This window comes from Lentibacillus juripiscarius (genome assembly GCF_042685205.1).
GTDB classification, from domain to species: Bacteria; Bacillota; Bacilli; order Bacillales; family Amphibacillaceae; genus Lentibacillus; species Lentibacillus juripiscarius.
Genome location: NZ_JBHUNA010000005.1, coordinates 15223 through 31627, shown reverse-complemented (window position 1 = coordinate 31627; position 16405 = coordinate 15223). Strand labels below are relative to the sequence as shown.

The 16405-nt window shown below is 41.7% G+C and carries 20 protein-coding genes; 6 read left to right on the top strand and 14 right to left on the bottom strand.

Going from position 1 to position 16405, the window contains the following annotated elements; all coding sequences use genetic code 11:
* Nucleotides 1–2: 2 nt before the first annotated feature.
* The 3 genes from ACFSUO_RS02925 to ACFSUO_RS02915 all read right to left on the bottom strand — a co-directional run bounded on the left by ACFSUO_RS02925 (nt 3) and on the right by ACFSUO_RS02915 (nt 1824).
* Entirely contained in the window at nt 3–410 is a 408-nt protein-coding gene (locus ACFSUO_RS02925; RefSeq protein ID WP_382390913.1) for a secondary thiamine-phosphate synthase enzyme YjbQ, read from the bottom strand.
* A 12-nt stretch (nt 411–422) separates the two neighbouring features.
* Nucleotides 423–1106, bottom strand: coding sequence for an RluA family pseudouridine synthase (locus ACFSUO_RS02920; protein WP_382390911.1), 684 nt, complete (start codon nt 1104–1106; stop codon nt 423–425).
* A gap of 151 nt (nt 1107–1257) precedes the next feature.
* Nucleotides 1258–1824 (bottom strand): DUF4256 domain-containing protein, encoded by a 567-nt coding sequence (locus tag ACFSUO_RS02915; RefSeq protein WP_382390909.1) that lies wholly within the window; start codon nt 1822–1824, stop codon nt 1258–1260.
* Between the two features lie 178 nt (nt 1825–2002).
* Here ACFSUO_RS02915 and ACFSUO_RS02910 point away from each other — a divergent pair, with 178 nt between their 5' ends.
* Nucleotides 2003–2368: a carboxymuconolactone decarboxylase family protein gene (locus ACFSUO_RS02910; protein ID WP_382390907.1), complete on the top strand. Its 366-nt coding sequence runs from the start codon at nt 2003–2005 to the stop codon at nt 2366–2368.
* A gap of 97 nt (nt 2369–2465) precedes the next feature.
* Here ACFSUO_RS02910 and ACFSUO_RS02905 read toward each other — a convergent pair whose 3' ends face one another.
* The 4 genes from ACFSUO_RS02905 to ACFSUO_RS02890 form a co-directional block, all read right to left on the bottom strand.
* Complete coding sequence (locus ACFSUO_RS02905) at nt 2466–3032, bottom strand: NADPH-dependent FMN reductase (RefSeq protein WP_382390905.1); 567 nt, start codon at nt 3030–3032, stop codon at nt 2466–2468.
* A gap of 194 nt (nt 3033–3226) precedes the next feature.
* The gene (locus ACFSUO_RS02900) at nt 3227–4252 is read right to left on the bottom strand and encodes a hypothetical protein (RefSeq protein WP_382390903.1); all 1026 of its coding nucleotides are present in this window, start codon (nt 4250–4252) and stop codon (nt 3227–3229) included.
* A 3-nt stretch (nt 4253–4255) separates the two neighbouring features.
* Nucleotides 4256–5128: a permease prefix domain 1-containing protein gene (locus ACFSUO_RS02895; protein ID WP_382390901.1), complete on the bottom strand. Its 873-nt coding sequence runs from the start codon at nt 5126–5128 to the stop codon at nt 4256–4258.
* Nucleotides 5125–5448, bottom strand: coding sequence for a PadR family transcriptional regulator (locus ACFSUO_RS02890; protein WP_382390899.1), 324 nt, complete (start codon nt 5446–5448; stop codon nt 5125–5127). Before ACFSUO_RS02890 ends, ACFSUO_RS02895 begins: the two co-directional genes overlap by 4 nt.
* A 61-nt stretch (nt 5449–5509) precedes the next feature.
* On the opposite strand from ACFSUO_RS02890, the gene ACFSUO_RS02885 reads away from it, so the two are divergent.
* Genes ACFSUO_RS02885 through ACFSUO_RS02875 form a run of 3 tightly spaced genes read left to right on the top strand, consistent with a single transcriptional unit; the run spans nt 5510 to nt 6620 of the window.
* On the top strand, nt 5510–5764 hold the full coding sequence (locus tag ACFSUO_RS02885) for a hypothetical protein (RefSeq protein WP_382390897.1): 255 nt from the start codon (nt 5510–5512) through the stop codon (nt 5762–5764).
* Between the two features lie 48 nt (nt 5765–5812).
* On the top strand, nt 5813–6244 hold the full coding sequence (locus ACFSUO_RS02880) for a nucleotidyltransferase family protein (RefSeq protein WP_382390895.1): 432 nt from the start codon (nt 5813–5815) through the stop codon (nt 6242–6244).
* On the top strand, nt 6213–6620 hold the full coding sequence (locus tag ACFSUO_RS02875) for a nucleotidyltransferase substrate binding protein (RefSeq protein ID WP_382390893.1): 408 nt from the start codon (nt 6213–6215) through the stop codon (nt 6618–6620). The genes ACFSUO_RS02880 and ACFSUO_RS02875 overlap by 32 nt, the downstream gene beginning before the upstream one ends.
* 370 nt (nt 6621–6990) lie before the next feature.
* Here the strand turns inward: ACFSUO_RS02875 and ACFSUO_RS02870 are convergent, their stop codons facing one another.
* Nucleotides 6991–7122, bottom strand: a complete 132-nt coding sequence (locus tag ACFSUO_RS02870; RefSeq protein WP_382390891.1) for a ribbon-helix-helix protein, CopG family — start codon at nt 7120–7122, stop codon at nt 6991–6993.
* A gap of 152 nt (nt 7123–7274) precedes the next feature.
* Between ACFSUO_RS02870 and ACFSUO_RS02865 the strand changes: the two genes are divergently transcribed.
* Nucleotides 7275–7637 carry a DnaJ family domain-containing protein gene (locus ACFSUO_RS02865; RefSeq protein WP_382390889.1) on the top strand — a complete coding sequence of 121 codons (363 nt, stop codon included), beginning with the start codon at nt 7275–7277 and terminating at the stop codon, nt 7635–7637.
* 42 nt (nt 7638–7679) lie between these two features.
* On the opposite strand, the gene ACFSUO_RS02860 is transcribed toward ACFSUO_RS02865, so the two are convergent.
* Complete coding sequence (locus ACFSUO_RS02860; protein ID WP_382390887.1) at nt 7680–8105, bottom strand: hypothetical protein; 426 nt, start codon at nt 8103–8105, stop codon at nt 7680–7682.
* Nucleotides 8106–8282: 177 nt separating this feature from the next.
* Nucleotides 8283–9296, bottom strand: coding sequence for a DUF3231 family protein (locus tag ACFSUO_RS02855; RefSeq protein ID WP_382390885.1), 1014 nt, complete (start codon nt 9294–9296; stop codon nt 8283–8285).
* 206 nt (nt 9297–9502) lie between these two features.
* Between ACFSUO_RS02855 and ACFSUO_RS02850 the strand changes: the two genes are divergently transcribed.
* Entirely contained in the window at nt 9503–10045 is a 543-nt protein-coding gene (locus tag ACFSUO_RS02850; protein WP_382390882.1) for an NADPH-dependent FMN reductase, read from the top strand.
* A 915-nt stretch (nt 10046–10960) separates the two neighbouring features.
* Here ACFSUO_RS02850 and ACFSUO_RS02845 read toward each other — a convergent pair.
* The 4 genes from ACFSUO_RS02845 to ACFSUO_RS02830 all read right to left on the bottom strand — a co-directional run bounded on the left by ACFSUO_RS02845 (nt 10961) and on the right by ACFSUO_RS02830 (nt 16351).
* Nucleotides 10961–11461 carry a hypothetical protein gene (locus tag ACFSUO_RS02845; protein WP_382390880.1) on the bottom strand — a complete coding sequence of 167 codons (501 nt, stop codon included), beginning with the start codon at nt 11459–11461 and terminating at the stop codon, nt 10961–10963.
* A gap of 678 nt (nt 11462–12139) precedes the next feature.
* On the bottom strand, nt 12140–13942 hold the full coding sequence (gene glmS / locus ACFSUO_RS02840; RefSeq protein ID WP_382390878.1) for a glutamine--fructose-6-phosphate transaminase (isomerizing): 1803 nt from the start codon (nt 13940–13942) through the stop codon (nt 12140–12142).
* 117 nt (nt 13943–14059) lie between these two features.
* A complete protein-coding gene (locus ACFSUO_RS02835; RefSeq protein ID WP_382390876.1) occupies nt 14060–14194 on the bottom strand; it encodes a hypothetical protein in 135 nt (44 codons plus the stop codon).
* A gap of 366 nt (nt 14195–14560) precedes the next feature.
* The gene (locus tag ACFSUO_RS02830; protein WP_382390874.1) at nt 14561–16351 is read right to left on the bottom strand and encodes a S9 family peptidase; all 1791 of its coding nucleotides are present in this window, start codon (nt 16349–16351) and stop codon (nt 14561–14563) included.
* Between the last annotated feature and the right edge of the window lie 54 nt (nt 16352–16405).

Below are 16405 nucleotides of genomic sequence, written 5' to 3'. Positions count from 1 at the left end.
CGTTACCCTTCTATTACCTTCACATGAACCGTCCGTTCCCTGGGCCCGTCAAATTCGCAAAAATAGACACTTTGCCAGGTGCCCAGAATCAGACGTCCACCGGAAATGATTAACGTCTCACTGGCTCCGACAACAGATGATTTCATGTGTCCGTCTGAATTTCCTTCCATATGAATGTAGTCCGGTTTGTTAGGAAATGTCTCATCTAGCCCACGCTTCAAGTCGGTCTTCACATCCGGATCGGCATTTTCATTGATGGTAATCGCCCCAGTTGTATGGGGACAGTAGACGACCATCATACCATCCTGCACGCCGCTTTCCGCGAGCACCTCGTTCAGGTACCCATCCAGATTGGTAAACGATTGTTTTTCATATGTCGGAATCGTGAATGTTTGTACTGTTTTTCCCAAGTGATCAGCTCCTTACTGGCAGAACTCCGGCCATTGGTTCCATGGATACTCGCTTGGTGGCAAGGATTCGGTTTCTGTTGTATCCTTTTTCGTCGGGTGTTCAAACGCAAGCCTATGCGACCATAAAGCAATCTGCTGGCCGGGTTTATTCACGTTTTGCCCATACTTCTGATCCCCATATATTGGGCATTCAATGGAAGCTAGCTGAACACGAATCTGATGTGGTCTTCCTGTTTCGAGTTTAATGGACAGCAGGCTTAGCTCATTGGTTTGTCCGATTACTTCATATGTCAGAACCGCTTTTTTGGCCTTGTTATGATTAGGGGAAACAATATGTACTTTATTTTCACGGCGATCCTTCAGCAAGTAATCCTCCAAAACTGCTTTACTCGTTGACGGACGGCCCCTTACGACAGCCAGGTAATCCTTATCAAACGCTCCCCTGCGCATGGCATCCGACAAACGCGACGCTGCCTTGGACGTTTTGGCAAACACCATCACACCGCCAACCGGACGGTCAAGCCGATGAACCAGCCCCAAATAGACATTCCCTGGTTTCTGATAGCGGATTTTCAGATCTTCCTTCAGCATGGTAAGCAGGTCCTTGTCCATTGTGCTGTCTTCCTGTACCGGTATATTAACTGGTTTCTCTATGACAAGGAGATGATTATCTTCATAAAGAATCGGGATTTTCATGAGTGTGAACTCCTTCGTTTCATGGTATCCCCATCATAACATATTCGGGAAACATGCTCATTTTGAGAGAACATTACGCCTGACCAAAATAGGCTTATAAAATATTTTGTTCCTGCTCTGTTATTCCGTTAAAGCGCACATTGTAAAAAATTTAGACCCTTAGCGAGCCACGGAACCCTCTGGCACCATAGTAAGAGGACGCACCGTTGTGATACACGAAGACGTGACCGAAGCGAAAATCGCAGAAAAGGGCACCGCCGAGTTCCCTAATATCAGAAGGTGTTTGCACCCAACTCGACGTCTTCATATCGAAATTTTCAAGTTGCTGCAACGTTCGATATTGTTCTTCCGTTAAAAGTTCAATGCCCATGGCAGTTGCCATATCAATAGCGTTATTTTCTGGTTTATGCTTTTTCCTTGACTCCAGTCCTTCAAGGTCGTAACAAACACTTCTGCGACCTTTAGGACTTTCCGCTGAACAATCATTAAAAATATATTCAGCCTTCTTTTTATCATAACCAACAATATCCGGTTCGCCGCCCGTTCGTTCCATTTCATTGAGCGACCACATTTTTTCAGTACTAGCATCCAGTTTCGCCTCAACTTTAGCCCATTCAGAACCTTTATGGCGGTGCATGTTTTTCTCAAAACGGGCTTTCAATGCTCCGAGTAATTCTTCACGCCGTTCTGGTGACAACTCCTTTTTATTGCTTGTCATGTTCATTTCCCCCTTATTGTTTTTACTCATATTGATTAAAGTATAGCTAAAATTTACGTCAAAAAGCCTTACCAATCTAGTTCGGAAGGAAAGCGTATTTTGAAGAAACTTAGATAATAAACCGTTTAACTTCGCACATACTAACCTTGATGAAAAAACTGTTAAGGAGATGAGATGGATGGAAAGTGAAGCTAGAAATTCTACGGAAGCAGCCCTTCTTCATTATAAGGAAGGATTAGGTTCCTTTACAGAAAAAATGCCGGCACTCGCGGAGCATTACAATGCCTTTACACAGGAATGTTTCAAGGAAGGTTCATTATCCAAGCGGGAAAAACAGCTAATTGCATTAGGTATCAGCCTCTATTCCCAGGATGAATATTGCATTATTTATCATACCAAAGGATGCCTTGATCAGGGCTGTTCAGAAGAGGAGATACTTGAATCAATCGGTGTTAGTGCAGCTTTTGGCGGCGGCGCGAGCATGAGCCAGGCTGTTACACTCGTACAGGAAAGTATGGAAGAGCTTAGGCAATTAAAGCAGTAGCCAGATGATTAGATAGGATGACACGAGGTGTTTAGATCATGATGTCCCGAGTCATCCTTTCTCTTCCTATTAACCCTTTTCCAATGTTGATTAAGCTTTAAAACGGAGATGCCGAGTCTTCCGCTATTTGCATTTTGTGAAAAACTTTCATCCCGTGCACCACATCATCAGCCAGGCGATTCAATCTGAATAGCGCATCATCATTCACAATTGCTTTTTGATAATAGTATTTCTCTTCCACAAATACGTATTTTGGTATAATGACAGCTTTCATATAGGAAAGGATTGGCTTCAACTGATGTTCCGGCACAAGATAATGCATTGCAGATCCTGCTGTTGCCACAATCCCGGCCACTTTACTACGAAAGGCATTATTTGGCAGCAGGTCAAACAAATTTTTAAGCGGACCTGGTATCGATGCCTGAAAAATAGGCGTTCCGATAATAAAAGCATCTGCCGCCATTATTTTCTCTAACACAACTTTTGTATCGCCCTCGTAATCCCGGTAATCCCGTCCATCACTGAACACAAGCTCATATGCGCTTAAGTCAATCAATTCCGTTTCCATATCCTGATATTGATCATTTATCCGATTTAGAACATATTGAACTGCAATCCGGGTTTTCGAACCAACAACCGAACCGGATATCCCAACTACTTTCAAACCCGTTTCCCCCTCAAAATCTTACTGCTCTATATAGAAGTTTTGTTATAATCAATTCCTATAACTGCTATTTTACACAAAAATCGCAAATAATACAGCTAATTGAACTGAAAGGGCACAATAGATGGCAGTCCAGTATTTCTATAAGAAGGAACTTTTCTGTCGTTTTAGCTCCAGAACATACCCAAACATCCCTAATTATCATTTGTTTCCTCAGGTATCTCGATTGTCACGCGCTCCCGCTCTTCCCCGTCTGTATTGATTTGCCAATAGCTGTATTCCGGATTTCTCCCGGCGAAGTTTTTGTCTACTGTTACCATCAGCTTATCCTTGTTATGAAAAAACACGGGATGGGTCACATGTTCATAAAACGACGTAAGCTGCTCGGCCTGTTTGGTTTCCAGGTCCATTCGAAAGGCTTCATAAACGAATGTGCCATTCTCATCTTTGGTGGCTACATCGGTAAAAACCACATACTGTCCGTCAGGCGACAATGTCGGCGATGAAATCATGGGCGCCTTAGAAGCGAAGTCACCTTTGGGTACAATGGATTTCTCATTTCCATCCTCCATGGAATGAAATACAAGCTGATCATGTTCCCGGTATGTTCTGAACATCAGTTGTTTGCCATCTGGAGTCACCGCAAGCGATGACATGTCATATCCCTGTTCGAATGTGATTTGTTCCGTTTCCTTCGTCTCCAGGTTCATACGGTAAACATCAAATTCATGCGGCCGCTCAGAGGCAATTGGTGAATAATTTTTATACGTGTCAGCTTTCAGGAAATAAAGTGATTTCCCGTCCGGCGAGAATGCCGCTTCAGTCATATAGCCTTTTGTATTGATCCGTTGTGCTATCGACTGCTCCTCCCGGTTAAAAATCCGCACCTGGCTATACCTTCTTTCTTCTGTTTCCCATTGCTCCACAAAGGCAATTTTTTTACCATTCGGAGAAAACGCAGGGTGCAAAAAAGACTTTCCTTCTTCCGGCTTTGCCAAAAGTTCCGCTTCCCCTCCGCTGACGGGAACGGTATAAAGTGCGGCATCATCCCCATGATAATAGGAAAATACAAGCTCGCTGTCATCAGGCGAGATAGCGGTAGTCCGCCCAAACCCGGAAAACCCATCCGGCTCCCCAGTAAACGAACCTGCCCCCCACAGAAGGACGAACAACACTATCATACCGGCAATAAAACTGATATTTTTCATTTTTAACGTCATTTGTTAAAACCTCCCGGAGAACAGAAGAATGGCATAAGGAAGTGCAACTGACAATGCGGAAAAAACGACCCCAGTCACAATTGAAAGAAGTGGTTTTTTTGCTATATACCTCATCTGAAATTTATAAGAAATCAGCCAGGTAATAATAGGAACCACCGTCAGAATCGCCTTTATGCGTAGCTCACCAAAGGCAAGTATTCCCCATAGCGCAAACAAACTCACACAAACAACAGCAGCGCCAAACAGCAGATTAAGTACATAACTTAACAGCACAACCCCACGCTGATGCTGGTTGCTTTTAGCCGAACCGCTTGAATAATACGAATTGCGGATTATGGCTATAATCCCCAGCCCGACCAGCAGCAACACATAAATACTGAATAGAATAACTTGCCATTGGGATGTTCCCTGTATCATTAACAGATTAATGCCATTCCAGATAACATTGGCAAACAGCACGACATGAATCACATAAAAATACCTTCCTGCAAATGAAATGTTAATGGCAGCTAGGGTGACAACGCTTCCTACAAAAAGCTGAATGGCGAGCCAAATAGGAATCGGATCATGATGAAAAAAAGCCGCATTTAAAAAATATAGAACACCAAACAAAATCGTCCCTATACCAATCACATACAACAGCCCGCGCTGATACGGATACATCGCCTCCTGCAGCTGATGGCCTGTGCTGTCAGGATTCCCAAATTCCGCAATTGCCTGCTTTTCGGCTAGCTTTGCCGTGTAACCCTCATCCATATAATGTTGTTTTGCTTCCTGCAGATGGCCGAGGAGCTCCTCCCGCAATTCTTCACGCTCTTCCCTTCCGCTCTGCATCTGTTCCAGCATTTTTTGAACATGTTTTTCCAGCCGATTCATGATATGTCTCCCGTTGTTTTCGTAATGAGATTATGGACACTATTCCATTCATTTAATTTCTTTCCCAATACATCTTTCCCATCTTCCGTAATCCGATAATATTTCCGGCGTCCATGATCTGTTTCGTACCAATACGAATCGAGCCACCCTTTTTTCTCCATCCGTTTTAACCCCGGATACAGCGTTCCTTCGCCCATGCTATAAAGCTGTTCGCTCTTTTCCTTGAGCACCTTTACCATTTCATATCCATACATATCTTTCCCATTCAGTAAATTAAGCAATAAAATATCAATACTGCCTTTCATTATTTCACGGTCCATTTTCACATCACCTCTTTTATTATTGTATAACGATGCACATCGTTTCACAAGGGTGGAAGGTATGAAAAATTATGTACAGCACAAGTTATATAGTGAGGTGAATCATATGGGAAAAAATCGAAAAAAGAACTTTGAAAGGCCAACACAGGCAAATATGGACGGGGAATTAAGCGTCGAGGATGGATTGGATGCTAATCACCCTTTTAAAGAGGAAGATAATCCTGCGGGAGATTCGGTGGATGAACATAAAGAACTGGAAGCCGCCAATGAAGTGATGGCTAAAAAACAGATTTCACAAATAAACAATAATTCATGAGTTCCCAACATGTACGGCCGCATTTTTTCGGAAAATGCGGCTGTTCTAATGTCAGAAGGCAACTATAAAGCAGGGAATGCCCACATCGTTTGTGTTCGTACACGCAATCCATGGTATAATATGTACACTACAATGCAGGCGGGTGTTAGAATGTCGAGTGAACTAAATATTTCCGAGCGTTTTGTGAATGAATTAGTTAATTACTGTTCGTCGAATCATGGAATTTCACAAGTAATCTTATTTGGTTCAAGAGCACGCGGAGATTTTCACCCAAATTCAGATATTGACCTGGCCATTCGGACAAAAAATACATCCCATTCTGAGCAAAACATAATGGAAGATCGGATACAGGAAATGTCAACACACTTAAAATTAGATATTGTTTTCATGAATCGGTTAACAAAAAAGGACTTAATATCAAATATAAACCAGGAAGGGGTAATTATTTATGAAAAAGGAAAGGCTTTACGAGAGGCTTGAAGACTATAAGCGGGCAGTCTCCAGGTTAAATGAAGGAACGAGTTTAGAAATAAAAGATGATATTGTGTATGATGGCGTTATTCAACGTTTTGAATTCACCTTTGAACTAAGCTGGAAACTAATGAAGGATTTTCTGGAGTATACAGGATTAACGGAACTTAGAAGCCCAAGGGGAACCATTCGTGAAGCTTATGCTTATGGCCTAATCGATGATGGCGATCAATGGATTGACATGATGGTAGACAGAAACAAAACTTCCCACCTATATGACGAAGAAGAGTCCAGAGTTATCTATGAAAAAATAAAATATCATCATACTGGATTACTAATGGAATTTGGAGATAAAATAGAACAAGAAATAACAAAAGTCAAGTAGACCACAACTTTAGGAAAAGACGGAAAGAATAAAACAATTCATCCGTGTTATTTCCAACAGCAATCACCCCTGCCTTACAAGCTGAACACCCATTATTTCAAAATGATGATCAAATGCAAAGATTTTTTGGATTTGCTGTTCTTTCATCATTGCCACACTTAATGCGTCACAATATGAAATTTTGTGATTACTGTATTGCTCAAGAATTTGCAGGGTACTTTTTCTAATTGACGGTGTAACATTCGCAACATTCCGTATATCTCCCAAAGATAGTAATCATGGTTTGCCGACAAATCCTCTGTAGTATCAAACGTATTTCGCTCCGCCTCGTTTGCCATTTGCAGCAAAGGGTTTTCCTTCTTTAAATTTTTTACACATACTCCCGAACGGCTTCCCTTACAATTTCCGTTTCTGACAAACCTTTACTTTGAGCCAAATCTTTTAAAACCTTCTCATCCTCTTTTGTTACATGAAATTGCTTCCGTTTCATTGGATTCTCCATAACGAGCCCCTCCTACACACAAATTATATAATAGGTGTGTAGGTGAATCAAATTTGTTATTTGTTAATATGGTCAACGCAGGCATACAATTTAATCTCCCCATTTCCTAACGCTGATGATAGGTATATAATCAAACGGAAAGGGTGAATGTTATGTATCTTATTGTAGAAGACAAAATCAGAGAGGCAATCAAGAATGGTGACTTTGACGACCTGCCAGGCAAGGGGGAAAAGCTGAATCTGCGAGATGATTTGCCGGGACTGTCGCCGGAATTGAATCAGGCATATAAAATATTAAAGAATGCCGGCTTTGTCCCCGATAAGAATGAGGAAAAAAAGACAGGCAAAAGCACCACCGCCGGGGATTTGATGACGTACGCAACCGGTGAAGAGCAAAACAGCAAGGGAAAGAAACAAAAAGAAGTTGACGAACTGGTACAAAAAAGAAAACTGCATCGCAATTCGGCCTACCCATCCTACCGAAACAAGATATTCAAAAAACTGTGCGGCAGATGATTGGTGTGAAAATGCTTCAGCTCCCCATTGTTCGGGCACCAGTCATCTCCCTTTTCCTTTCTTTTTCATGACATATAAAACATGATAATAAATAAGTGCAGCAATCAGCCCATAAACAAAATAGCCTATTAATTCTTGCGGAATCAGGTAAAGTTCCCCTTCTGCTGCTGCCAGCACCATTATATAAACAAATGAAGCGATGACTCCCGCCAGACCATAGAAACCTGCCCTTGCCACATACCGTGCAAAGCCTGTAGAATTACGCAGCCATTTGCTGGTCACTTTATCAATCAGAAGTGAGAACGAAATTCCACCAATGACATACACAGGTGCCGCATACGCCCCCAAAAATAGCATCGGAAGCCATAAAGATACAGCACTTTTCTCTGGTGCCGTTATAAAACTGGTCACGCCCATCAAAAAACCAAATAAACAAGTCGAAATAACTGCAGCAACGATTCTTCTCATCCGTACCCCCCCAGACCATGTAAAAAGCTCGGCACCATAGCAGTTTCATTTTAACCGGTGGGCACTGGAAAAACAATCATGGATAACAAAGGGTGTACCTCAAAAAACAACTATTTTTTGATCCATAATAAAACCCCCTTGATATTGGTCCAAAGGGGCAAGGCACTTGGTCTGAAATTAATTGTTACTTCCTTTTGACAATTGCGTTCTGTCTTCCATTTGTGGCGGTTCCTCTGTCCATCCATACTTAATCATAAGATCCCCACCGTCATTAGCAAAATTAAAGACATCCTTGGCAATCATGGCCATTTTTAGTGGAAGGTCTTTCCGTAAACTAAAGGATGTCCCAATCATGTTGCTCCCAAGTCCAAAGCTTGTCAGTAGCGATGTATTATACATCATGAGCTTATCGGAAAAGGGAGCTTTTGTAGAGTCTGTCACAAGCCCGGCCGACGTCATTGGAACGTTGACATCGCTCTCCAGAAGTACATCACTAAATTTCGAAATAATTTTTTTGGACAATTCCTTCCCGCGGTAGAAATACTTTTGGACTTGCTCTTCCTTTGCAACCTGTGCAAAGCCAGTCATTAGCTTCATGCCGGTCACATTTGACTCAATCCCCTGATAAATATAGGCGACCTCAACGGTGTTCAGACTTCTTTTATGACCAGTTACAGCAAGTCCTGACCGGTAGTCTTTTTGTTTTGCGAACACGGCCTCTTCAGGCATATTGACTGCAGGTGATTTAGGGAGAACTCCCTTTTCCAACAAAAACTGTGTTGTTTTTTCACTGTACTCTTCGGCAAACGAGGAACTGCGCCTATAAAGATCCATCAAGTCTTTCCGGTAACTCATGCCCAAATGGAGCGCATGAATTCCTGATGCAATCTTCATCATCGTTCGGAGATACATTATGCTGTACACGTCATCAAACAATGGCGGGGCCTGTAGAATCACGTCATTTTCCGTGAATCCTACTGGAACTGCTGCCTTTTCCTGTCTGAAGGTATTCGCGAATTCCGTAACAAATTCACTTTCCTTATCATAGAAAGTCTGTAATATTTCCAACGCTTCCGGATCTTTAACATGGGTTAAGAAATGTTCTGTTACCCGAAGCATCATGGTCTTTTTTTGATAAACAATCCAGAGTGTCGCAAGTTCAGAAGATGAAACCGGCACATGTACGGCCATTTTACCACTCCTTCAAAATCTTAAGTATAATCATTCACTTTTCCTATATCCCACGAGAAAACAGCCCCGACAAAACTGCAAGCTTACAATTTAAGCTCCCCATTGTCATAAAAAGTATACAATCAGACAAATGCTAATTGGTTGCATTAAAATTCAGGATACGATAGCCTTCATTATAGATGATAATGTGAAATGAGGTCGTCATGTTGAAACTTATCGGGATATCAGGGGCACTGGCCGGTGACAAAACATCTTTAGCTGTCAGCGACGTTTTAACCGCAGCTAAACATCTTGACTCAGCCATACAAACGGAGTTATTGGACTTGAGGGAATATGAGGTTGAATTTGCTACTGGAGCACCGTTAGTGGATTATAATGATGATACTTGGAACGTTGTAAATACAATGTTGTCTGCCGATTTTCTGGTATTTGGCACACCAATTTATCAAGCATCCATTTCGGGCGCATTAAAAAATCTGTTGGACCTTTTTCCCGAAAATGCCTTCAAGAATAAAGTAACAGGTATTGTAGCAACCGGATGGTCTGACAAACATTTTCTAGTACCGGAATATCAGTTAAAACCAGTCCTTTCCTACTTTAAAGGCCTAATACCAGCAGGGAACGTCTTCATCCATAATGATGCCTTCAACGAAGAAAGTGATGAAATTATCGACCGTGATGTTTCCGGGAGAATTCAAAACCTTGCCGATGAAATGATTTATCTGCAACGGGCGATTCTTAACAGATAAGGGCTGCAACGTGCCATGCGTTATTTTAACTTTTATCTAAGGTGCAAATCCGTAAAAAATTAATGTGAATGCAAAGAAAGATACATAACCTATTACAATTAGGACAGCTATTGATAACAACAACATCGTAACTCTCAACTGGGTTTGAGCAAATAATGTTTGAGCCAGTCTAAATAACTTATAAACGATCAAGATGAATAACGGGATAATATATAAGTATGAAAAGGTACTAACCCAATCAAAGTGCTTTTGGAATCCATTGTCTAAAACAGGTCCATCGTGTAAATGAAACTTAGATGAAATGTACATACTGCCGACCCTAAATATAATGGAAAGCAAGGCAAAATAGGCAAGGGAGACAAATCTCATACTTCTTTTTTCACCTTTGAGAAGTAGATAAACAAGGAATAAAAAAATAATTAAAACAATCATTTTAAACATTTCTTTCACCTCAAACTCAGCAATCCCTGCCAGGGAAATTTTGTTAAGGCATCCAAAGATAACATATGAGTGCAAGACCAGTTTTAAACCAAAAAGTTTGGTAAGGATGTTTTATTAATTCCGCCTTCTTTAAAAATTCGAAGCAATCAATAAAGCTATGCCGGCAATAATCAGTGGAAATTGATATCGCAGTAAAGATTCCCTGAATTTCCTCTACCCCAAACTATACTTCATGCCTTTGACTCGGCCTTCCAGTTTGTCAACCTAAATTATCAAATAAAATATTCCTGCTAACACCACGACCTCTATGAAAGGAAAATCCATCTGAAGCCACCTTCTTTCATTACTTTTTTTCATTTGGTATTAGTACCTTTAGTCCCATTTTTTTACGGGATAGATAAATCTAATATAGCACAATCGGCAAATGAGAGGAAACTGATATATTTTTTTCACCTTGGAACCATTATAGCTAACTTATTCTTCGTTCACGGCTACATGTTCATTTAAAACACTATTCAACTTCTCTTTTATTTCATCTGTGGTAACAATACAACTTATATAATGAAATTTCGCCTTAACCCTTAATTCATATTTATCATTAACTTCTTTTGAAAAGCCGTAGTATTTATGATTCATATCAATACGGACAAATTCAAATGACTTTATTTTCCCCCAAGCTATAAAGCGGGTTCCACAAAGTATCCCATCATCAAGTACAGCGAATAAATCAAGAAAGTTATATGTATGGAGTAAGGGGAGAAAAATTAACGGATAAAATGACAACTCAAATTCCTTTAAACATGTTCCAATGAAAAACATAACAAACATAAACAAAAGTGTTAGAGAATACATAATAATTCCCGCCTTTTGTTCAGAATACGTCGGGAACTTAACCGTTCTCTGTTGATAGGTTCTAATGGCCGCAATCTCCTCTTGCGTTGTTGGTAAAATAACATCTTTTTTCGTCTTTCTCATTTTTAATAAGACTTGAATAAACCTGTAACCATAGTACCCAATAACAATTAAAAATAATAGACTCAAAAATAATCTCAATTTAAATCACCCCTTTTGTCTAACAATCTGTGTGATTTAACCTAATTCTTTTAAGACAGTCGGTTTCCTTCCAAGTGTAGCCTTTCAAATCCTCCCATCCCAGTCATTACAACTTCCATATTCTCATGAAAAATTTATACCAATCAATAGATAAATCCTGCGATAACGATAATCAGATAACCAATGGAAATGAAATTGCAAGGAACAAACCTGGAATATCTCCTATAATCCACAATGTACTATTATTACAGTAAAAATATACAAAAGGCTGATATTATAATTGATACGCAATATCAGCCTGAATAAATATATTTCTTTTTCAAAACGGATTCTTTTGAATTACCCTAAAATTACGTTCTACGGGTATTTTTGATCAAACTTTATTTTCTTTGGTGCTTCCCCCGTTATAGCATCTTAATGACCGCATCGAAAACTAAATCATTATCTAAAAAATCGTCATAGGATATTCCTCTAGTGAATCTCTCCACTTTAACTGCAGCGGATAAAATATCTTCTAAAAAACTCTAGGCTCCCTCTGCATGTATAGCACCCCTTAAAATACTGGGTCTTAAAGCGGGTTTAAACTAACCGAAAATATTCCTACTCCACCGTTACACTTTTAGCTAAATTTCTCGGTTTATCCACATCACAATCGCGATGCAATGCTGCATAGTAGGCAAGTAACTGCATAGGCACGGCACTGGCAAGCGGTGTCAGCAGTTCATGTACACGGGGAAGAACAAAGGCATCCGTGTCCTGTTCTAAGCCTTTCATGCTGAAAATCATGTCATTGGCACCGCGTGCAACGACTTCCTGTACATTGCTGCGGATGGAGTAATTGACATTTTCTTGTGTTGCAAGTGCAATAACAGGCGTTCCTTTTTCAATTAATGCAATCGTGCCATGTTTCAGTTCACCGCCGGCAAAGCCTTCTGCCTGAACGTAAGAGATTTCTTTCAGTTTCAGCGCTCCCTCCAGACAGACAAAGTAATCCGTGCTGCGTCCGATGAAGAAAGCATTCCGGGTGGTGCCAAGATTTTCACGGACCAGTGCCTCGATTGCTTCTTTCTGGTCGGTCAGAACTTCCATAGCATTAGCGGCAATGGCCAGTTCCTGCATTGGGTCGAAGTCCAATTCCAAACCTTTTGCACGTGCAGTGCCGACTGCAAGGATGGCCAGAACAGCAATTTGAGCGGTATATGCTTTTGTTGACGCTACCGCAATTTCCGGTCCGGCATGCAAATGCAGTGTGAAATCTGCTTCACGAGAAAGGGTGGAACCAGGCACATTTGTAATCGTCAGTGCCGGGTGTCCCATTTCTTTCATTTTTACTAATACGGAGCGGCTGTCCGCTGTTTCCCCGCTTTGGGAGATGAACACAAATAACGGCTTTTCCGATAATAGCGGCATATTATAGGAAAATTCGCTTGCCACATGAACTTCCACCGGTATACCAGCCATTTTTTCCAAGAACTGTTTACCGACAAGTCCGGCATGATAACTGGTACCCGCTGCGATAATATAGATACGGTCACATGCCATCATGGCGCGCTGTACATCCTCATCCAGTTTCAGATTATCGCGTTCATCCTGGTATTCCTGAATGATGCGGCGCATAACAAACGGCTGTTCATCAATTTCTTTCAGCATGAAGTGTGGATATGTCCCTTTTTCCGTATCGGTTACATCGATTTGGGCTGTGAATGGGCTGCGGCTCACATCGGTTCCATCTAGTTTCTGCACTTTCACGAAATGGCGATTAACCAGAACAATCTCCTGGTCATAGATTTCCAAATACTGATCGGTCTCTTTCAGTGTGGCCATAGCGTCACTGGCAACAACATTAAACCCATCACCAAGACCGACGAGCAATGGACTCTTATTCTTAGCTACATAAATCGTATCATGGTCTTCTCTGTCGATTAGAGCAACCGCATAGGATCCTTTTAAAAGGCTAATTGTCTGACGGAATGCTTCCAGTGTTTCTCCATACTTCTCAGCATTCTTTTCCATGAGCTGCACGATGATTTCGGTATCCGTTTCACTGCCAAAAGCAACTCCGTCGAGATAATCCCTTTTCAAATCCAAATAATTTTCAATAACCCCGTTATGGACAATGGCAAATCTGCCAGAAGTGCTTTGATGCGGGTGTGCATTCTCTGCACTTGGGGCACCGTGTGTAGCCCAGCGCGTATGACCTATTCCGACTGTTGACGCAGCCGCATGATTCACGTGGCTGCGCAGTGCGGCAATACGTCCTTTCACTTTAAATAAATTAATATTTTCATTATCCATTAACGCAATGCCGGCCGAATCATAACCACGGTATTCGAGTTTTTCCAGCCCATTCAGTAAAATATCCAGTGAATTATTCTGTCCAATATATCCTACAATTCCACACATGTCGCTTCCTCCTTGGATTGCAAGGGGCAGCAACCGGCCATGTTCTATTTTCGAGCATGAAAGAGGTTTGTCCTCCGACTTCATTTCGGGGCTTGTTGCTGCCCCTTTCCCGTGTTTTTAGTCCATCTTCTCCAATCCTTTGTACAGCAAGTCGCCTAGCTGTTTTCGGAAAAGAGGTAACAGCTGAGATGTGCAGCCGGGAGGTATCCGCCGATTGATTTCGATAACCTCCTCCTCGTCAACTATTTCCATTACCGTACAGAAATAGTCCAGGCGCTTTATTTAATATTCGTGGCTTCTGCCCGCCTTTCCATTTTTGAATAAAACCACCCATGTTTCAATAGTCAAAACAGGGCTTTCTACATTTTAAACGAGACAGTTGGGATGGTCAATCACTTTTTGGAGGGTGAGTGATATTATGTGTATGCATCCATCTGTAATTTGTTCTTTTAAGCAGGAACAAAGAACATACCATTAGCAAAAGACCTTCTTGCCCTTATAATCGAATCGGTGTTTCAAAAAGTGCCATGGACACATTTTCAGATCTGCATACGATTATACTCATAAGAAGGTAGGCAGATAACCATTTGAAATAGATCCACCTGCCCTGACAACCGTCTATCCCTGATGCTTTTCCAAAAAGTCGAGCATACGGGAATAAACCTTGATTTCATTTTCTTTTTTCGAGAAGCCGTGTCCTTCATCTTCCAGGACAAGGTACTCGACATCGCGCCCTTCTTCCTGAAGCTTGGCTACAATAGTATCGGATTCTTCTTTAACGACACGCGGGTCTTTTGCCCCCTGAATAACGAGCATTGGTTTCGTCATACCATCGAGATACGTGACCGGAGAATCCTTGATAAAGCGTTCCTTATCACGCTCCGGATCTCCAAGCCAGCGTTTCATAATTGGCTTCCAATGGTCGGGGACCGAGTTAATAAAGCTGAACAAATCAGATGGGCCGAAAAGATCAACACATGCCCTAAAATATTCCGAATGGCGACCATGCAATAGCAATGTCATGTATCCGCCATAGCTGCCCCCGACAAGGAAGAGTTTGTCACGATCGGTTACATTTTGGTCAAACAGCCATTCTATTCCAGCGACACAGTCCAGCCGTGGGCCCTCTCCCCAGTCCTGCTCAACCAGTTTGACAAAGGAAGACCCATAGCCTGTACTGCCTCGGAAGTTCGGCGCAAAAATGGTGTAGCCCCGGTTCAGAAAGCATTGGAACATCGACCGGAAGGATTTCCGTTCAGCTGCCTGTGGTCCCCCATGCGGCCAAAAAATCGTGTATCCATTGTCATTCTCCGGTCTGGCCTTGAACAACAGTGCTTCAATGGTCATGCCATCAAACGACTTGTAAGATACGACATTAGGCTCCACCATGTCATCACTGCTTAGACCAAGCACCCGGTTATTGGTCAGCTGCTTCCAGTTCTGTCCGTCCGCAGACTGAAAAATATTGTGCGGAATGGTTGCACTTCTGGCTAACACATAAAGCGTTCCCTTCTTGGTTACCTTCAGCTGTTCGATGACATCAGCCGGTGCTGTCAGCTGCTCAAGTATTTCCGAACCCAAATCATAGCGATACATCCAGTCGGCCGCACCTTTTTCAGTTACGAGGAATAGTGCATTCTTTTCTTTACTGAATTTCAGTTCTTCCACACTCTCATTTTCAATGGCCAGCACTTGCGTGAATTCCTGTTTTTCTATATCAAATTTGGCGATATAATTGTATTCTTGTTCATAGTTCGTGACAAAATAGACCGTTTTGTCATCTGTAAATACAGGATCAAATGTCACGTGAACCTTTTCCGGATCAGGTGTCAGAGGATATGTATCATTCCCCAAACGGACAAACCCGGTTACATATGTATTAGCAAATGCCCGCAAATAGACAAATGCATTCTCATTGGCGGAAACAGCTGCAAGTTCAGTTGGGGACACTTCCCCGATATTCAGCAATGTGTCGGAGCTATCTGTCAGATTCCGAACCCGCGCATTCATGTATGACGGGTTATCTTCTGAAGTCATGTAGTAAATACGCTCGCCATCATCGCTTACATCGGTGAGAAAATACTTGTCCTCTGAATCACCTGTCACGAGCGGCTGTGGAAGTCCGCCTACATGTGGAAGGGCATAAATGTGGTGGTTTTCATCACCATCTTTGTCAAACCCTGCCAACACGTACCGTCCATACGGGTCAAATTTAATAAAACTGCATGATTCATTCTGGTGTGCGAACATATATGGGTATGTATCAGGCAAATCCATTGCCCATAAATTCATGTGACCATCAAGGTTGGAACTAAAAACAAGCTTATTTTCCCCTGGATCGACATCGAAACCAGTAATAACATACGTACGAAAAAATTGCTCCACAGTCGGCTTTGGAAATGGAATCATGTTACTCTCCCCTATCTAAAATGTGTGAATTATAGCAGTATAAAAATAATTATA

Excerpts from the sequence above, each read along its gene's own strand:
- ACFSUO_RS02900 (WP_382390903.1), bottom strand. The coding sequence starts at position 4,252 with ATGACGTTAAAAATGAAAAATATCAGTTTTATTGCCGGTATGATAGTG.
- ACFSUO_RS02885 (WP_382390897.1), top strand. The coding sequence starts at position 5,510 with ATGAAAAATTATGTACAGCACAAGTTATATAGTGAGGTGAATCATATG.
- ACFSUO_RS02870 (WP_382390891.1), bottom strand. The coding sequence starts at position 7,122 with ATGGAGAATCCAATGAAACGGAAGCAATTTCATGTAACAAAAGAGGAT.
- ACFSUO_RS02860 (WP_382390887.1), bottom strand. The coding sequence starts at position 8,105 with ATGAGAAGAATCGTTGCTGCAGTTATTTCGACTTGTTTATTTGGTTTT.
- ACFSUO_RS02920 (WP_382390911.1), bottom strand. The coding sequence starts at position 1,106 with ATGAAAATCCCGATTCTTTATGAAGATAATCATCTCCTTGTCATAGAG.
- ACFSUO_RS02830 (WP_382390874.1), bottom strand. The coding sequence starts at position 16,351 with ATGATTCCATTTCCAAAGCCGACTGTGGAGCAATTTTTTCGTACGTAT.
- ACFSUO_RS02845 (WP_382390880.1), bottom strand. The coding sequence starts at position 11,461 with ATGAGAAAGACGAAAAAAGATGTTATTTTACCAACAACGCAAGAGGAG.
- ACFSUO_RS02875 (WP_382390893.1), top strand. The coding sequence starts at position 6,213 with ATGAAAAAGGAAAGGCTTTACGAGAGGCTTGAAGACTATAAGCGGGCA.
- ACFSUO_RS02890 (WP_382390899.1), bottom strand. The coding sequence starts at position 5,448 with ATGGACCGTGAAATAATGAAAGGCAGTATTGATATTTTATTGCTTAAT.
- ACFSUO_RS02855 (WP_382390885.1), bottom strand. The coding sequence starts at position 9,296 with ATGGCCGTACATGTGCCGGTTTCATCTTCTGAACTTGCGACACTCTGG.
- ACFSUO_RS02865 (WP_382390889.1), top strand. The coding sequence starts at position 7,275 with ATGTATCTTATTGTAGAAGACAAAATCAGAGAGGCAATCAAGAATGGT.
- glmS (WP_382390878.1), bottom strand. The coding sequence starts at position 13,942 with ATGTGTGGAATTGTAGGATATATTGGACAGAATAATTCACTGGATATT.
- ACFSUO_RS02910 (WP_382390907.1), top strand. The coding sequence starts at position 2,003 with ATGGAAAGTGAAGCTAGAAATTCTACGGAAGCAGCCCTTCTTCATTAT.
- ACFSUO_RS02835 (WP_382390876.1), bottom strand. The coding sequence starts at position 14,194 with ATGGAAATAGTTGACGAGGAGGAGGTTATCGAAATCAATCGGCGGATA.
- ACFSUO_RS02915 (WP_382390909.1), bottom strand. The coding sequence starts at position 1,824 with ATGACAAGCAATAAAAAGGAGTTGTCACCAGAACGGCGTGAAGAATTA.
- ACFSUO_RS02895 (WP_382390901.1), bottom strand. The coding sequence starts at position 5,128 with ATGAATCGGCTGGAAAAACATGTTCAAAAAATGCTGGAACAGATGCAG.
- ACFSUO_RS02880 (WP_382390895.1), top strand. The coding sequence starts at position 5,813 with ATGTCAGAAGGCAACTATAAAGCAGGGAATGCCCACATCGTTTGTGTT.